Here is a 15,866-nt window from a genome sequence, read left to right as displayed (position 1 = left end):
TAATAAGGATATTCATTGTTTAGTGAAGTTGGATAGGATAACCCGTTCACTACACTATTCGTTTACTGGGGGATTCGACTTGAATAAAATTGTTTCATTTTATGTGCCGCTTGGCATTTCGTCATTAATTGCTGCACTAACGCATGTCATCGTCAATGCCGTGCTTGCTCGTTCGGAACATCCTTCGTTTACATTAAGCAGCTATGCGGTCGCTGTCAGCTTGTGCCTACTGTTGGAAACTCCGTTAACCGCTGTACGGCAAATGACCACGAAATTTGGTTATGATCGCAAGTCCGTTCATTCTATCGGTATTTTATGTACGTTCGTGGCTGTGGCTGTATTGATCATCGGCTGGAGCATCGGGTTGACGCCCGTAGGCAATCTGGTCTTTCAATATGTATTTGGCGTGTCCCCCGTATTGATCGAACCCACCAAGAACGTATTTCAGGTTCTTACTTTACTATACATATTGGTAGCTGTCCGTAACATATATCAGGGACTTATTATTAACAAGCACCGAACGGCATGGATGACATTCAGCTCGTCCATACGTATTATCGTCATGCTAATTGCTTCCTGGTTTTTGATCCGTGCTGGCTGGACGAATGACGGACGAGTCGGTGCCGCCATTTTTATTGCAGGTATTCTCATAGAGCTGGTCGTTACTTTTTTAGAAGGCCGGGTTCTCAAAAGAAAGCTGCCTCCTGACAACGGGGAGCAAACCATCCATCACGCGAAGCATCTCCTACCTTTTTACCTTCCTTTGCTATATTCGGCGCTGGTGCTGGTTATCCTGAATCCTTCCATCCAAGCAGCGCTGAACAATACAACTGATCCACTGTTGGCCGTGGCATCCTTTTCTGTAGCACTGCAAATCCTGAATCTATTTGTCTGGTTTTGCAGCTCTTTGCATCAAATTGTGATTCAATTTTATACGACCAAGCGCAGGGAAGTGCTGATATTTTTAAGCTTTTTGTCTATCCTGTCGCCAATGCTACTCCTGTTACTCTCCTTCGGATTTGCTGGTGATCCTGTGTTACGGAATGTATTGGGATTGGAAGGAGAACTGTTGCTAGAAACCAGAGGACTGCTTCGCATACTGGCTGTCTATGTTGCATTTTATCCTTGGGTAGAATATTTTATAGGACGGTCGATATTAATCGGTAATACTAAACCTATCTTTATCGGTAGGCTGTTTTCTGTGAGCTTTGCGATTCTCGCGCTTATTCTGTGTATCTGCTTTTTTCCAGGACTGGACGGCAAAGTGGCGGGAATTGTGATGGCTGTTTCCTCGCCTGTCGAGCTGGGAATTTATCTGTTGCTTTATCGTAAAATCTCTACAACCACAATGAATGTGTCATCCTAAAAAAACTTACCTAGAGAGCCTTATGCTAACGACCCGCACATTGACTCCCTATGGCACAACTCTCTTTTACGAGGTCAAAATATAAGGACCGTTCTTTGTAATCGCAATCGTGTGCTCGTATTGAGCTCCCCAACTGCCGTCTGCTGTGCTGATGGTCCAGCCATCGTCCCCCCAGAGCACGGCCCCCTCGGTTCCGAGGGTAAATACCGGCTCAATGGTAATCACCATCCCTTCGCGCAGCGGTAATCCCGTTTTGGGACGACCATAGTGCAGAACCTCTGGCGGCTCATGCATTTGGCGGCCAATGCCATGCCCGATCAGAGGCTTGACGTTGCCGAACCGCCGCCAGCCTGCCACTTTTTCCACAGCATGCCCGATATCCCCCAACGTCCTCCCCGGGCGGGCAACCTCGATCCCGCGCATCAGTGCCTTATGGGTCTGCCGCAACAGTCGTGCTACCGGGCGGCTAATGTTACCTACCGCATAGGTCCATCCTCGGTCAGCCAGCCAACCGTCCTTGTTAACCACAATGTCGATGGTCACAATATCCCCATCATGAAGCACCCGCTCCGAGGGAAAACCGTGACATACCACCTCGTTGACCGAAGCGCAGGTGGCATAAGGGAAACCTTTATAGCCCTTTTGTTCAGGCGTAGCTCCGCGCTTGCTTAAAAACTGCTCCACCCAAGCATCGATTTCAAGCGTTGTGATTCCCGGAAGAATACGACTTTCCAGCGTACGATGGCAATCTGCCAAAATACGTCCGGCCTCCCTCATGTAGCCGATTTCCTCCGGTGTTCGTATTGCTATCTCTATTGGAATCCGCCTCCTTTGAGCATACAAATTCACTAAACCTATCCCATTGTATGCAAGGCGGACACAAAAAAACCGTCTCCTCTGTGGATAGACGGTTTATAAAAGTCGTATTTCTAGTTTTTCGGGTAATCGAACCCTTTAAGATACTGAAGAATTTATGCGACCGAGTTCGTTTTCCACCACCATGGTCAACTCTTCCTCATACCCTCCTGTAATCCGGTATTTTCGCACATATTCCTTTACAAATTTTTTGGGATCCTTAGGCCGGAAAATTCGAGTCATTTCCCGCAGACTTTCCTTAACTTCATTGTGACCTTTCGTTGCCATGTAACTCCCTCCCAAAACGTTGAAAATAAGTGCTCCGTTGAAGAGAATGCCGAAAAGTATTGATGTCCTTATGCAGTGAAGTAGTATGTCTAATTGCAGCTTAGGTCGGGAACACCTTATACAAGGCATGTACCTGACACTATTATTAACCGAATTTCTTTTGGCTGAATCACTACCCCATTATAACATATTCAGATACAGCTTTCAGCTTTCCAGTAAATTTACATTGATTTTACCTATCTTTTACGCATCATGTCATTTGGGGTCTCAATCAGCTGTTGCACAGGGGGTATACCTTATTTATCGGTTTTTGGAGTGTATGTGTTTGGGGTAAAATAAATAAACATAACAAGGAGGGAAAAGGATGAGCCGCTTTGCTCCGCTGTTCACTGCACCTGTTGCCCGTATGTCTGCCCTGAACATAGGAACTTGTGAAGAGGAGGGCGTCAATGTCTCCCTACTTGATCAGGCAGACCGTGAAATCCAAGCCAAGTTTCCTAAAATGCACAGCTTCCTGCTACTACGCCACGGCAAACTGATCTGGGAACGCTATTATAACGGGCATGAAGTAAGCTCTCTGAACGATTTGCGATCCGCGACCAAAAGCTTCACTTCCACGCTCATCGGCATAGCTATGGCTCGCGGTGATATGCCCGGGCCAGAGACGGCTGTGCATAAGCTGTTGCCTGAGTATTTACCTAGGCGGAAGGAAACACTGCTAGAGCAGATTACGATTCGCCATCTGTTGACCATGACATCCGGCTTGTATTGGCAGACGGGTAAAAAGCTCGGAGAAGCTTTTATCCACCGTTTTCATCGCAGCAAAAGCTGGCCGTCCTTTGCCCTGCGCTTACCTGTACAGGAGGATCAACTCGGTGTATTCCAATATCGTAGTGTTGATTCGCACCTGTTGTCCGTGCTGCTGACCCATTGTTGTGGGATTGACGCCTATACGTACGCTCTCCAGTATCTGTTCGAACCCTTAGGTTTCGGGAGAAGTGGTTGGGCACAAGATCCAGAGGGCTACACCATGGGACACATCGGGCTATATCTGACATCGCGTGACATGGCTAAATTCGGCGATTGCTGCCTTCATCAAGGCAGCTGGAACGGAACAGAATTGATTCCGGCCGATTGGCTGCATCAGGCGACACAGCGACAGGTTGAAGGGTATCCAGAATTCGGAGATTACGGATTCCAATGGTGGACAGGACGACTCCATGGCATCAACTATGCGTGTGCGCACGGACATGGAGGACAGCAAATTTATCTTGTGCCAGAAGCGAATGCAGTCGCAGTATTTACAGCAGATAGCAAGGTGAGCCGTTGGAAAAATCCGCGAACACTGCTGGAGCGCTACGTTTTGCCAGCCGTATCCTCCCTCAACTTGGAACGTTCCTGAAATGAGCTTTAATGTGCTTATTGAATATAGGAGGCTAAACAATCATGGAAGTCTCAGCACCAAAAATTCTAATATTGTACGCCAGTTACGGGGAAGGCCATGTGCAGGCCGCTCGGGCGATTATGGACAGTTTGCGAAGACTCGGACGCTGCGAGGTACAACTTCTCGACCTGATGGCTGAATCTCATCCCTGGTTGAACGGTCTGACCAAATTTGTATATATGCAAAGCTTCAAAACCATTCCTCAGCTTTACGGCTGGGTCTATAATATTACGCGCGGTATGCAGGCAAAATCCGCCTTCGGCCATGTATTGCATTCATTCGGAATGCGTCAACTTACGCTCACACTGAAAAAGGAGTTGCCGGATCTCGTGATACATACGTTCCCGCAGCTCGCGCTCCCGGCGTTACGCCGCAAAATGGGAATGAATTTGCCTATTGTCAACGTGGTTACAGATTTCGATCTGCATGGGCGCTGGCTACATCCTGATATTGACCGCTACTATGTAGCCACTGAGGATATCCAGCAGGAAGCCGCCCAGCGGGGAATACCCATCGATCGCATTATCGCTACGGGGATTCCGATTCACGCTTCTTTTTATAACATGTCTGCTAACGAAATTCCTGTTCAGGAACAGGTAATTCCATCGCAACAGGCTGAGACTACTACACTACTCATAATGGCTGGCGCCTATGGCGTGCTATCCGGCATACTGGATATCTGTCGGCAATTAAGCCAGCTTCCTCAGTTGCGGCTACTCATCGTCTGCGGACGTAACCAGCAACTGAAAGCAGAATTGGATGCGCTATATGCAGACCACCCAGACATTTACACCTATGGATTCGTGGACTTTGTTCCAGCACTTATGCGTGCGAGCAATCTGGTGATTACAAAGCCCGGCGGCATTACACTCTCGGAAAGCATTGCATCCGGTTTGCCTATTCTTGTGTTCAAGCCCGTGCCCGGTCAGGAGCTAAATAATGCTCTGTATTTGCAGCAAAAAGGAGCTGCCCGTATTGCGCGCACTACGGAGGAGCTGATTCAGCATTGTCTCGACCTGATTTCCATCCCCTCTCTTGCCGAAGAGATGACGCAGGCGATTGAGTTGCTTCGCAAGCCTCATCCCGCAGACCAGATTGCCGAGGATATTTTGCATCAGCTTGTGGATAAAAGACCTTCCGTACGGACAAATTAACGAAGAATAAGCCAGACGGAGGGGATACCAATGGAACGCGAAGGAAAGGATTTGCTCCCGCTTTCGGGTGAAAAGGTAGAAGTGGATGGTGTTTATATTGATGAGGATGGACATGAACAGCATTTGCACAGAGGTCAGCATTTTCCCTCTGATGTTGTTTTGGGTACTTCCGAGTGGAAAATGACCGAATACGCCTTTGATAATCATCATGAAGGACGTACTGATGAACGACTTATCCCCAAAAAGGATGACAAGAATAAAATGGGGAAAATCACACATCCGCGCCGCCATTTAAAAACTGGCGACCGATAATTACGGAAGTATATCCACAGTTACTACCAATATGTTGATAGTTTGTGGACAATCTGTGTGCAAAGTGTGAGATATCGTTATATTGTCTACAGTTTGTGCACAAATTGTGCATAAAGCATGCTGTTTTTGTGGATAAATAGTAATGTGCGGTGGATAAAGTGCGTACAAGATGTGCAAAACCTGTGCATAACCGTGTGAATGGCTGAGCGAATCCTTTTCGTTCAGCCTTTTTCGTATTTTTATACACATTCTCTAATTCTTTTTTTACCGAGATCGGGTATGTTCGAACGAGAACATCGCTCCCAGAACGATGAGTTGCCCAAAAAGGACTCTATCCCATTAACGAAGACTAATCGAAAATTCGCAAATAGCGCATAGAGGAGTGTAAAATGGAAACGGGGACGAACAGAGTCAAAAGAGGAATTACCGAAATGTAAAAAGGCGTAGTCATCATAGAAATTCTCGCTTCAGGCGGGCGAACATATGCAGGAACGCGGTATATAGAAGCATCTAGCAAAACTCGTTGACCAAAATTTGGAGTAGGGGTGATCCGAATGGCATCTATTAAAATCCTTTCACTTAATGTCGGCATGCCCAAGCAGATCCAGTTTAATCAGAAGGACGTTTCTACGGGGATATTCAAGTCGGCCACAGATGAATATTTGTATTTATCTTATCTAAACTTCGAAGGGGATGGGCAGGGCGATCTAGTTCATCACGGGGGTAAAGAGAAAGCTGTATGCGTCTATCCCTACGAGCACTATCCGTTCTGGGAAAATGAATTGCGGAGACCGCTCGATTACGGCGCGTTCGGGGAAAATTTAACGATAAAGGGTTTGCTAGAATCCGACGTTTGCATTGGAGACGTCTTTAAGCTTGGCAAAGCTATCGTTCAAGTTAGCCAGCCGAGACAGCCTTGCTACAAGTTGTCCATCAAGTACGGCGTACCGGACATGCCCTTGAAGGTACAGCAAACAGGCTACACGGGATTCTACTTCCGCGTTCTGGAAGAGGGAGTTGCCTCTAAAGCCGACGGACTATCCCTCCTTCATCGCCATCCGAAAGCAATTACGGTTTCATTTGCCAATCGAATTATGCATCAAGAGAAGGCTCATATCGAGGGTATTAAACAAATTCTCGAAGTGGAAGAATTGTCCTTAAACTGGAGAAATACGTTTCTAAAACGTTTGGCGGGAACCGAAACGGATTCTCGGGAAAGACTATCAGGCAATTCGTAAGGTGGAAGTGGTTCAATGAATTTGCAAGCTCGTCTGGCTGCAGTCGAACATCGAATCTGCGAAGCTTGTGGGCGATGCGACAGAAGCGCAGTCCAAATGGGAGACCTTTCAACCACGGAACGTGGCACTTTATCGGTCATTTGCAAACCAATAAAGTAAAAAAAGGTTATCGCCAAATTCGAGTATATCCATTTGCTTGACCGCTTATCCTTTGTGTAGAGCCAATTTTTTTACCGAGATCGGGCATATCCTTCAATCCTGCCCTCATAGCTTGTATAGTACGGAGACTTAGCTTGAATCTTTTATAAAGGAGGATATGCCTGACATGTCAGTCTATAAGTCTTCCACAGGATTGGATGAAAATATAGCAGCTGTCCTGTGCTATTTGTTCGCCTTTATTGGCGCGCTGGCCTTTGTCATGCTGGAAAAGAAAAGCCGATTCGTATTATTTCACGCACTGCAATCCATACTTCTTTTTGTAGCCCTCATGATCGGACATGTGCTGGTCGGATTCATTCCGCTACTCGGTCCTTTCCTCGCTTCCCTGTTAACGCTGGCAAGCCTTGCCTTGTGGATTATCTTGTTAATTCGTGCGGGCCAAGGCAAGTGGCTCAAGCTTCCCTGGGTAGGCGATCTGGCTCTTCATCAAGCCCGGCAGTTGTGAAAACAACAAAAAACCTTGGTCCTTAGCAGGATTCAAGGTTTTTGCTGTTTCGATGATTACTTTTTATCGCATGATCGCTTCTTCTGTCCTATATGAATGTATCCCAACTTATCTGGGTTGACCATTAAATAAAAACTCTGAATATGCTCCCCGTCCGGTGTCAGTCTGAGACATAAGGTTTCTCTCACATTTCCGTCTTCCAGAAATGCCAGCTGGACCTCGCCATTGATGACGGTGTGGAACACATCTCTTTCTCGTAAAACGGTTAATACCCGACGAGAAGTCAACAGGGCAAGAACACCTTTGCGTACAACCATCGGTCTCATCACCGTATGCACATTACCTCCGCCATCTGACACGAATACAGGTTGTTCAGCCAGTAGTTCCAGCATAGCAGTCACATCGTAGGCAAGAAAGGCGGTTGTAAAACGTTCTAGTAGTTTTATTCGGGAAGAGTTGTTCACATTGCGACTGGACTGAGCCTCAAGAGCAGATTCTCCCGAAGATAGAATACGACGGGAGCGACTGAACAACTGACGACAGTTGCTCTCAGTCTTCCCTAGCAATTCCGCAATATCTTTGTAATCATATTGAAAAGCTTCCCTCAGCACAAAAACAGCCCGCTCTATCGGCTTTAGCTGCTCCAGCAAAACCAGAAAAGCGTAAGATATCATGTCTTTACGCTCTAACCAATCCGCAGGAAGATCTGCACTTTCACCCAACGGCTCCGGCAGCCACTGTCCTACATATGTCTCTCTTTGCTTGCGTGCAGAGTTCAACAGATTTAGACACCGATTCATCGTCATTTTGGCTACATAGGCTTTGGGATTGTGTAAATCATCCAGGGGCTTATTCTTCAGCTCGACAAAGCAGTCTTGAACTACATCCTCGGCATCTGTAACCGTTCCAAGCATGCGATAAGCAATGGAAAAAGAATATTTACGATATCTTTGATACAGCTCCTCCAGATTTAAATCCACCGATTGTTGTTCAATTCTATGTTCTTTGCCAGACAAAGCATAGCCCCCTGTTCATTAAAGAATGCCCGGATACATCCCCGTTGCAATCGCAATCCGGTTCCAACTGTTAATCACGTTAACCGCGGTTATCAAGTCTACGTATTCTTCCTCTGTAAACTGTTCTCTGACCCTATTGTACAAATCCGTAGGTACCCCTTGTTCAGAAATACGGGTGACCGCTTCAGCTAATTCAAGCATAACACGTTCTTTTTCCGTGAACAAAGGAACCTCCCGCCATAAGGCTAGCTGCAAAATGTGGTCAGCATAATCCCCCAGCTTGAGCAAATCCTTCGCATGCATATCCAGACAATAGGAACATCCATTGATTTGGGATACTCTAATTTTCAGTAGTTCATACAATACTTTGTCTGTAAAACGACCGGAAATATATTTTTCCATCTCCATCATTGCCTTGAACGTACTAGGACTCACTGCACTGTAATTAAATCTTAAACTCACGATACATCGCCTCCATTATTTATTGGTTTACATATAGAAGACAAATGAACATGTGATTTTGTGACAAAGTGCAATACATCAATTTGGAATTGCCCTCAAGTGGCATAGCATGTATTATAGATAAATGATTTTATGCAAAGAAGGTGAGCACTCACATGAGCGGAAAAGGTATTATAAAAGAATTTAAAGAATTCGCTGTACGGGGTAACGTGATTGACCTCGCGGTCGGTGTTATCATCGGTGGAGCGTTTGGCAAGATTGTCACTTCTGTGGTAAACGATATTATCATGCCTCCGATTGGTAAACTTCTGGGCGGCATGAATTTTCCAGACTTGTATGTAGCTTTACAAAATGCCGATCCTGTAAATGCTGACGGTACACGCATGACTTTGGCACAGGCCAAAGAAACAGGGATTGCGGTCCTCGCCTATGGGCAGTTCATTAACGTCCTGCTGGACTTCCTGATCGTGGCCTTCTGTGTGTTCATGCTGGTCAAGGGAATTAACATGCTGAAACGCAAAGAGGAAGAAAAACCTCCTCAGGAAAAAACGATTAAGGAATGTCCACATTGCCTGTCCGAAATTCCTGTAGCCGCAACCCGTTGCGCACATTGCACTTCCAAGCTGGAAGGGTACGTCGAAGCACGCTAGCTAGCATATGACTACAACAAACGGCTTAAGACGGTGTATCGTCTTAAGCCGTTTTCACATGATATCGGAGCTTAATTAATTGAAATTGGTGATAATGCCCCGGGGTCTGACGGGCAAACCCTCTGCATACAGATGGGAGACGTCACCGAAGCCGATGCAACGGGGAACTGCCCATTCCTTGGAGCGCTCATCAAACAAGATCGTAGTTACAGAGCTAGGCGGCATCCAAAAACCGGACCAGACCAAGGCCAATGGCAGCTCCAACAGATGAGCAAGCCAGGTCAGCCCGAAGCCGCCATGACAAAATACGGCCACCTGATCTTCGGTGTGCTTCAGAATACGGTACCTGCCCTCCACCCGCTCAAAGCCTTGCCGTTGCAGGAATTCATCAGAATGAAGCTTCAGCTGTTCGAAGGCTTCGGGACTCTTCGTTCCCTGATAATAGGAAATCTCCTGCCAAGAGTCATGAGTCGGCAGGGGTAACTCGGAACGGATCACTTCACCAGGCAAATCCCAATGGGAAAGACGGCCGTATGGAGTTTCCTCCAGCTTTAGGGCCAGCTCCTGCGTCCAGTGTTCCACTTCATGAGTCATACCCAAAGACTCGGCAGTGTAGCGCATCGTATCCAAAGCCCGCCCCAAAGGAGAGGCATAAATTCGATCCAGTCCGTGACTGGAAAGCCGTTTGGCCAATGCCTGGGCTTCCAAATGCCCCTCCGGCGTGATGGTGTTGTTGGGGTAATCGGGGTCTGCGTGTCGGATAATATACAATCTCATCATTGGTTCTCCGTTCCTATGGATGGCGACAGGATCGCTTTATCTCATTCCATCGATTAGTTCTCCTGACCTTTAACGTTTATTCAGCAAATTTTCCAAAATCGCGCGCAAATCCCTGTCTTCCTGGTAAACTTCCTCACCCGTATCCAGCTCAATAACCCGGATATATGTATAATTGGCTCTGACATCGACTGGTTTAAAAATCAATTCCTCCGGATTGTCTGGGCGGACATCATAGCCCATATTTTTGAACATATCCGTGATTTGATCAATCCCCGGCTTGCCCCCACTTTCCAGCATAATTAACCCGCGAAGTTCCTTGGGTTCCTCCGGATGCATGACTCGAAAATGTACTATACATTCCATGTAAAATCGCTCCTTTCAATCGTAAACCTGTGTGATGTTGCAAATCCTCATGTTCCCAGCATACCCCAAATGCCACTCCACATTCCACACCCGCCTTCATATCGTCAGGAAGGAAAACACGTTATACTGTAAAGTAGACCTTTGATTTCTGCTTACTATAGGAGGAACCACGATGACTAGCGAGCTTCTGGATATCTACGATGATGAAGACAACCCCCTTGGCACAGCTTCCCGACAAGACGCACATGCCAAGGGATACTGGCACCATACCTTTCACTGCTGGCTAGCACGAGACACTTCGATAGGCCGTCGCTTACTATTCCAACAGCGTCAGGATACGAAGGACACCTTCCCTGGATGCTACGATATTACAGCAGCCGGTCACTTGACGGCAGGCGAAGATATGTCTCAGGCGGCTCGTGAGCTGGAGGAAGAACTGGGTATTCATGTGCCCTTTGCCTCATTAACACCGCTGATGACCGTTCGGTATGAAAGCAAAGGTACCGCACAGGGTACCTCTTTTTGGGACCGGGAGGTTAGCTCGGTGTTTGGACTGCTATCGAACCAGCCATTGGAAGCTTATCACCTCCAGCAAGAAGAAGTAGCCGGACTGTACGAAGCTGATCTTAACCAAGCACTGGCCCTTTTTGAAGGCCATATTCCCTTTATCGAAGCCCAAGGCATTACGTCAGGGACGAATCCAGAAAAAACTCGCCGCCTGATTACATCGGATCAATTCGTGCCTCATAAGGCGGGCTATATTACATCTATATGCCGGGCACTGATGGAACTTCCTAGCCGGTAATCTTTAGCTATTCTCCAGCTGACATATATTTGCCGATAATGCCTTCATACCGCCAGCCATACCGGGTCGACAGCTCTCTGCCCATATCATGCTCCAGCTCATACAGAATAAGATCCTGGGCAAAATGATTAAGCAGTAGACCTGTCATTACCGGATGCTCGGTAATAAGCGCCTGTGTCGGGCAATTCTCTCCCCGCATACCCAGCATGCACCAACGCCGATCAATAACAAAAGAAAACTTACGCCCTGCTGGTTCCTGTCCGTCTGTACCAGACCTAAACGGTAACCACGGTCCCATCATGCTTTCTCCGTTATCGCAGGACCAGAGCAGACGCACACCTCGACCCTCGGCTTTCTTTAACTCTGTCCGCAGCAGTTCGGCTTCCTCGCGCCACAAATCCAACACAATCTCATGCTCTGCCCGTTCCAATTCACGTGTCAGACTTTCCAGTACCTTCCGATCGCCTTCCGCATTATAAAAGGTCGGCTTGGTTGGTTCTGTTCGTGGCATTTCTTTCTCCACTGCACGTAGCGACTCCTGCATTTGTCCTTCGATCATCCGGGTCAATTCACCCGGTGGCAGCATGCTGTAACGAACAGGCTCTCCAGCACTGGTTCTGAGGTATCCCTGCCCGGCCAAACGCTGTAAAGCCGCGTACACGTTGGAGCGTGATGCACCCAGACGCTTAGCCACTTCATAGCCGGAAGCCGCATTTTGCCTCGAAAGCTCGACCATAACCTTGGCTTCCATTTCCGTAAAACCCAGATTCCGCAGATGATGCAGCAAACGCTCCATATATTCTGTTCCCCCTATGCTGCCCGGCGTTATGTCTGTGTCCTGCAGCAGCCTGTTCGGCTGCGTTAAATCTGTTCAGCTCCGCAACGCGGGCACCACTTGGACCCTTTGGGTAGTTCTGCGGTGCAGATTTGGCATTTTACATTCTCACGTACTTGTGCAGACGGCGTTGCCGGTTTCTCAGCCCCGGAGTTGTTGGCCTTCCAATATCGAATCCGCTCGTCCAGCTCCTCCTGACGCTCACGCTCACGTGCCAGTTCTTCAAGACGACGGTGTTCTTTCTCCAGATCTTCCTGGCGACGGCGCTCCCACTCAGCGTCGAATGCCGCTTTTTCTTCCGGTGTAAAATCAGATACTGTGTATTCGCGGTCTAGTCCCGCTGGTTCGTGTGTTTCGTACCGCTCATCCTGTTCCTGTTCATGCCGATCGACTACTTCATGTTCTGCATACTCCGTGTAAGCAGGCGTAGCATCCTTCACTACCTCTGGCTTGCGCAGATCAAAAGAATAGACGTCCGTTGGCACCTCTTCACGCACAGCAGCCACCTGCTTGGAGGCAGCCTGCCCTTCATTCAGCTTGCGTCCGCATTTGGGGCAAAAGTTGGCATCCAGTGGCACAACTGCTCCACAGGTGCATAAATGAGCGTTTTTTAATTCTGCAATTCTACTGCGCAGCTCGTCAATTTCATCCTGAAGCTCATCACATGCGGTGGATAGCTGTGTCATCTCGGTTTCTGCCACCGACATGTCGGATGCGCGGTAACCTTCGTAAAAGATCTGACCCATTCGCAAGAAATGAACATCCATTTCCTGCTGAATCGTTGTAATTTGTGAATTGATCTTACTAATCTCGACAGCATGCTGCGCCTTTTCTGTTGCGCGATTAGCGCCTTCCTTTATGCGTTGAATCAGCTTCATCGTTATTTCCTCCCCATATCCAGCCGGATTTCACTGTACCGTCCGTATATCCCAAAGTTTTTTTCTGTTGGCAAACGTCGAACTCCTGTATAATGGAATGCGGTCATATCGCCTGTTTGAAGGCTATAGGCATTAGCGTCAACGTATTGACGTTCTGTCACTCCGGCATGATCCGCATGAATTTCAGCATTATTTTAGTCCATCGCCTTGTTCTTTTCGTCAGCTAAAGCTGACTAGAACTCTATCATACCAAAAACTACCCCCATTTGTGAAAATGGAAGATTTTAAGAACGAAAGGGGTTTCAGGATTATGGACCCAAATCCTTCTTTTTACCCCCGACCCATCGGGGTTCCTTACTCAACGTCGAGCCCTCAGGCACGTCGTGCTTCCATGGATACCAGTATGACGCTGGTGCCTGACACCGACCAAGACTCGGCCTATTTTCGTGCTTTAGAGAACGCCGGCATTCACCTGAACCGCCCGCAGATCCAGGCCGTCCGACACGGCAAAGGCCCCCTTCTGACCCTTGCAGGGGCGGGCTGCGGCAAAACCACAGTGCTGGCTGCCCGCGCAGGCTACCTCATGGCGATGCGGGATGTCCCTGCATCGTCCATTCTGCTGGTGACCTTCACCAGCAAGGCAGCTGCCGAAATGAAACTGCGCATCGCGGGATTACCCGGTGTGCGCCCTGCCGCTGCACGTGCAGTTCAGGCACGCACGTTTCACTCATTCGCTTTGGCAATGCTGCGTCATCGCGGCGTGCAAGATGAAGTGTTCGGTGAAACGCAGGCCCAGCATACCGTCATGAAAATGATGCTGCGTCAGCTTGGGCTCAGCGAGGCTTTCCAGCCGGAAAGCCTGCTGTCTGCCCTCTCCGCCTGGAAAGCGGAAGGCCGCAGCGCGGACGAGCTGCCGGAAACCGTACGCGAGGAATCGGATGCCAAGCGTGCCATGCTCGCCTATGAAGCGTGGAAACAGGAACGCAATAAAATGGATTTTGACGATATTCTGCTGCGTGCCTCCGCACTGCTGCGTGACCCGGATGTGCTTCAGCCGCTTCAGCGACGTTTTTCACATATCATGGTCGATGAATTTCAGGATACGAATGCCCTGCAATATGAGATGGTACAGCGATTGGCTGCCCGACATCGCAATCTGATGGTCGTCGGAGATGATGATCAGACGATCTATACCTTTAATGGGGCACGCCAGGAATCCATTCTGGAGTTTGACAAGGTTTATAAGGATGCAAAGGTCATTACCCTGGATATTAATTATCGCAGCGATGCGCGGATATTGGGGCTGGGATCTAACATTGTCGCCAAAAATGTCCATCGACGCTCCAAACGTCTTTCGGCTGCCGGGCGTGAAGGCTTGCCGCCGCAGTTTGCCACCCCATCCGGACCCGAGGAGGAAGCGGGGCATATTGTTACTCATCTACTCGGGCAGGTAGAGGAAGGTCGGCTGCGCTACCGGGATATCGCTATTTTGCACCGGACAGCCAGCGGAAGCCGCTCTATTTTTGAGCAATTAATTATGCGGGATGTCCCATTTATTCAGTACGGAGCAGGGGCTGTATTTTATGATCAGTCCCTGATTCGTCCCTTAATGGATCACCTGCGCTTGTCGCTAAATCCCCGGCGTATGGAATCCATTCCGAGCACCCTCGGGCCGCTGTACGTATCCCGTGAGGCGGGGATGGAATGGATTATGCGCGAGGAGAAACAGCAGGCTAAAAAATACCCGCTGATTCATCTCAGCCGCTGGGATCGACTACGTGATTTTCAGCGTGAGCAGGTGAAAGAGCGTATTCGTCTGATTCGCAGTCTCACTACAATGAAACCTGCCTATGCCATTCAAGAAATGCGGCGCGTCTTTTATGACAAATATTTGGAAAGCGGAGATACGGGCGCGTGGACTCATTATAAGGAAACGATGCAAGAAAGTCTGGAGGAGCTCGAAACGGCAGCCAAGCGGTTCGACACGGTGGAGGCGTTCGTCAGCTTTGCGGACGAGCTTTCCGAGCGTCACCGCCAAATGGAATCGCTGCGCAGAGAAGAAGACAGCGATGCTGTTCGGCTCATGACGATTCACCGCGCCAAGGGGCTGGAATTCCCTTGTGTCTATTGGATCGGGGCCAGCGAAGGCATTCTGCCGCACAGCTCGGCGCTGCACAGCGAGCTGCCGGAGGATCGGCGGGCAGGCGCCGCCCCGACTACGGCTGTGGATAACGATGCAGCGCTTGAAGAAGAGCGCCGCCTCGCTTACGTTGCCGTCACCCGGGCGAAGGAGTTGCTGTACATCACCTCTCCCGCCTCTAATCATGGCAAGCCTGCCGCCGTGTCACGCTTCCTGCTGGAAGCCTATGGGGTCACCCCTGAGGCTTCCAAACCGGAAGCACGCCGCAGCAGCTTCGGCCAACCGAAGGGTGCTTCCGGGTATAGCAACCGTGCTGGTGCTGGATCGCCAGCGTCTGGCACAGCGACCCGCGTGAGCAGCAGGCCGGGACCAGGCAGCGCTACGGTACGGACGACCTCGTCGGTGGCAGGGTCTCCGGCAGAGCCACGCATCAACGTGCCTGTGTGGAAATGCACCGACGGTGCCTGCAAAGCGTGGATGCGGCGCGACACAACAAGCGGACGCCGTACAAGCGCGGCTAGCACAGGCACGCCGCCGGTGTGCCCGCTCTGCGCCTCCCCGATGACAGAGGGGACACGCAGCATCCCAGCCAGATAGGCATAAGGCGCATAGCTGG

At 49.1% G+C, this 15,866-nt stretch carries 17 protein-coding genes and 1 pseudogene; 10 read left to right on the top strand and 8 right to left on the bottom strand.

The genetic code is table 11. The annotated features are described in order from the left end of the window. Window positions 1–79: 79 nt before the first annotated feature. Window positions 80–1,366: a hypothetical protein gene (locus tag WA407_RS17905; RefSeq protein ID WP_250259516.1), complete on the top strand. Its 1,287-nt coding sequence runs from the start codon at window positions 80–82 to the stop codon at window positions 1,364–1,366. Between the two features lie 66 nt (window positions 1,367–1,432). Here WA407_RS17905 and map read toward each other — a convergent pair whose 3' ends face one another. Both map and WA407_RS17895 read right to left on the bottom strand, forming a co-directional pair. Beyond that, complete coding sequence (gene map / locus WA407_RS17900; protein ID WP_238808152.1) at window positions 1,433–2,215, bottom strand: type I methionyl aminopeptidase; 783 nt, start codon at window positions 2,213–2,215, stop codon at window positions 1,433–1,435. A gap of 105 nt (window positions 2,216–2,320) precedes the next feature. After that, complete coding sequence (locus WA407_RS17895) at window positions 2,321–2,509, bottom strand: hypothetical protein (protein ID WP_007428354.1); 189 nt, start codon at window positions 2,507–2,509, stop codon at window positions 2,321–2,323. 364 nt (window positions 2,510–2,873) lie between these two features. Here WA407_RS17895 and WA407_RS17890 point away from each other — a divergent pair, with 364 nt between their 5' ends. The 6 genes and pseudogenes from WA407_RS17890 to WA407_RS17870 all read left to right on the top strand — a co-directional run bounded on the left by WA407_RS17890 (window position 2,874) and on the right by WA407_RS17870 (window position 7,321). After that, window positions 2,874–3,911, top strand: coding sequence for a serine hydrolase domain-containing protein (locus WA407_RS17890; RefSeq protein WP_336077935.1), 1,038 nt, complete (start codon window positions 2,874–2,876; stop codon window positions 3,909–3,911). Window positions 3,912–3,955: 44 nt separating this feature from the next. Further along, the gene (locus tag WA407_RS17885) at window positions 3,956–5,107 is read left to right on the top strand and encodes an MGDG synthase family glycosyltransferase (RefSeq protein ID WP_336077934.1); all 1,152 of its coding nucleotides are present in this window, start codon (window positions 3,956–3,958) and stop codon (window positions 5,105–5,107) included. Window positions 5,108–5,137: 30 nt separating this feature from the next. After that, window positions 5,138–5,419 (top strand): hypothetical protein, encoded by a 282-nt coding sequence (locus WA407_RS17880; protein WP_061831084.1) that lies wholly within the window; start codon window positions 5,138–5,140, stop codon window positions 5,417–5,419. 554 nt (window positions 5,420–5,973) lie between these two features. Beyond that, entirely contained in the window at window positions 5,974–6,657 is a 684-nt protein-coding gene (locus WA407_RS17875; RefSeq protein WP_336077933.1) for an MOSC domain-containing protein, read from the top strand. A 110-nt stretch (window positions 6,658–6,767) separates the two neighbouring features. Further along, window positions 6,768–6,867 (top strand): annotated as a pseudogene (locus WA407_RS26770) (YggS family pyridoxal phosphate-dependent enzyme); the annotation flags it as partial. Between the two features lie 115 nt (window positions 6,868–6,982). Beyond that, window positions 6,983–7,321, top strand: coding sequence for a DUF4870 domain-containing protein (locus WA407_RS17870; protein ID WP_165178889.1), 339 nt, complete (start codon window positions 6,983–6,985; stop codon window positions 7,319–7,321). Window positions 7,322–7,377: 56 nt separating this feature from the next. Here the strand turns inward: WA407_RS17870 and WA407_RS17865 are convergent, their stop codons facing one another. Then, window positions 7,378–8,337 (bottom strand): sigma-70 family RNA polymerase sigma factor, encoded by a 960-nt coding sequence (locus tag WA407_RS17865; RefSeq protein WP_336077932.1) that lies wholly within the window; start codon window positions 8,335–8,337, stop codon window positions 7,378–7,380. Window positions 8,338–8,355: 18 nt separating this feature from the next. After that, complete coding sequence (locus WA407_RS17860; protein WP_235307126.1) at window positions 8,356–8,799, bottom strand: carboxymuconolactone decarboxylase family protein; 444 nt, start codon at window positions 8,797–8,799, stop codon at window positions 8,356–8,358. A gap of 155 nt (window positions 8,800–8,954) precedes the next feature. On the opposite strand from WA407_RS17860, the gene mscL reads away from it, so the two are divergent. Continuing rightward, the gene (mscL, locus tag WA407_RS17855) at window positions 8,955–9,449 is read left to right on the top strand and encodes a large conductance mechanosensitive channel protein MscL (RefSeq protein WP_061831079.1); all 495 of its coding nucleotides are present in this window, start codon (window positions 8,955–8,957) and stop codon (window positions 9,447–9,449) included. A 75-nt stretch (window positions 9,450–9,524) separates the two neighbouring features. Here mscL and WA407_RS17850 read toward each other — a convergent pair whose 3' ends face one another. Further along, window positions 9,525–10,226, bottom strand: a complete 702-nt coding sequence (locus WA407_RS17850) for a histidine phosphatase family protein (protein WP_336077931.1) — start codon at window positions 10,224–10,226, stop codon at window positions 9,525–9,527. Between the two features lie 72 nt (window positions 10,227–10,298). After that, window positions 10,299–10,592: a hypothetical protein gene (locus WA407_RS17845; protein ID WP_023986824.1), complete on the bottom strand. Its 294-nt coding sequence runs from the start codon at window positions 10,590–10,592 to the stop codon at window positions 10,299–10,301. Window positions 10,593–10,764: 172 nt separating this feature from the next. Between WA407_RS17845 and WA407_RS17840 the strand changes: the two genes are divergently transcribed. Beyond that, on the top strand, window positions 10,765–11,397 hold the full coding sequence (locus WA407_RS17840; RefSeq protein ID WP_336077930.1) for an NUDIX hydrolase: 633 nt from the start codon (window positions 10,765–10,767) through the stop codon (window positions 11,395–11,397). Window positions 11,398–11,404: 7 nt separating this feature from the next. On the opposite strand, the gene WA407_RS17835 is transcribed toward WA407_RS17840, so the two are convergent. Further along, the gene (locus WA407_RS17835) at window positions 11,405–12,193 is read right to left on the bottom strand and encodes a TrmB family transcriptional regulator (protein ID WP_336077929.1); all 789 of its coding nucleotides are present in this window, start codon (window positions 12,191–12,193) and stop codon (window positions 11,405–11,407) included. A 65-nt stretch (window positions 12,194–12,258) separates the two neighbouring features. After that, window positions 12,259–13,110, bottom strand: coding sequence for a zinc ribbon domain-containing protein (locus WA407_RS17830; protein WP_336077928.1), 852 nt, complete (start codon window positions 13,108–13,110; stop codon window positions 12,259–12,261). A 310-nt stretch (window positions 13,111–13,420) separates the two neighbouring features. On the opposite strand from WA407_RS17830, the gene WA407_RS17825 reads away from it, so the two are divergent. Continuing rightward, the gene (locus tag WA407_RS17825; RefSeq protein WP_254328995.1) at window positions 13,421–15,847 is read left to right on the top strand and encodes a UvrD-helicase domain-containing protein; all 2,427 of its coding nucleotides are present in this window, start codon (window positions 13,421–13,423) and stop codon (window positions 15,845–15,847) included. The last annotated feature ends 19 nt before the right edge of the window (window positions 15,848–15,866 follow it).

This window comes from Paenibacillus sp. 203 (assembly GCF_037027525.1).
Taxonomy (GTDB): Bacteria; Bacillota; Bacilli; order Paenibacillales; family Paenibacillaceae; genus Paenibacillus; species Paenibacillus polymyxa_B.
The sequence above is the reverse complement of the archived record's forward strand: the minus strand, read 5'-3'. Positions and strand labels throughout refer to the sequence as shown.

Coding starts and splice junctions, on each gene's coding strand:
- WA407_RS17840 (WP_336077930.1), top strand. CDS start 10,765: ATGACTAGCGAGCTTCTGGATATCTACGATGATGAAGACAACCCCCTT.
- WA407_RS17885 (WP_336077934.1), top strand. CDS start 3,956: ATGGAAGTCTCAGCACCAAAAATTCTAATATTGTACGCCAGTTACGGG.
- WA407_RS17895 (WP_007428354.1), bottom strand. CDS start 2,509: ATGGCAACGAAAGGTCACAATGAAGTTAAGGAAAGTCTGCGGGAAATG.
- WA407_RS17875 (WP_336077933.1), top strand. CDS start 5,974: ATGGCATCTATTAAAATCCTTTCACTTAATGTCGGCATGCCCAAGCAG.
- mscL (WP_061831079.1), top strand. CDS start 8,955: ATGAGCGGAAAAGGTATTATAAAAGAATTTAAAGAATTCGCTGTACGG.
- WA407_RS17880 (WP_061831084.1), top strand. CDS start 5,138: ATGGAACGCGAAGGAAAGGATTTGCTCCCGCTTTCGGGTGAAAAGGTA.
- WA407_RS17835 (WP_336077929.1), bottom strand. CDS start 12,193: ATGGAGCGTTTGCTGCATCATCTGCGGAATCTGGGTTTTACGGAAATG.
- WA407_RS17830 (WP_336077928.1), bottom strand. CDS start 13,110: ATGAAGCTGATTCAACGCATAAAGGAAGGCGCTAATCGCGCAACAGAA.
- WA407_RS17845 (WP_023986824.1), bottom strand. CDS start 10,592: ATGGAATGTATAGTACATTTTCGAGTCATGCATCCGGAGGAACCCAAG.
- WA407_RS17850 (WP_336077931.1), bottom strand. CDS start 10,226: ATGAGATTGTATATTATCCGACACGCAGACCCCGATTACCCCAACAAC.
- WA407_RS17890 (WP_336077935.1), top strand. CDS start 2,874: ATGAGCCGCTTTGCTCCGCTGTTCACTGCACCTGTTGCCCGTATGTCT.
- WA407_RS17870 (WP_165178889.1), top strand. CDS start 6,983: ATGTCAGTCTATAAGTCTTCCACAGGATTGGATGAAAATATAGCAGCT.
- WA407_RS17825 (WP_254328995.1), top strand. CDS start 13,421: ATGGACCCAAATCCTTCTTTTTACCCCCGACCCATCGGGGTTCCTTAC.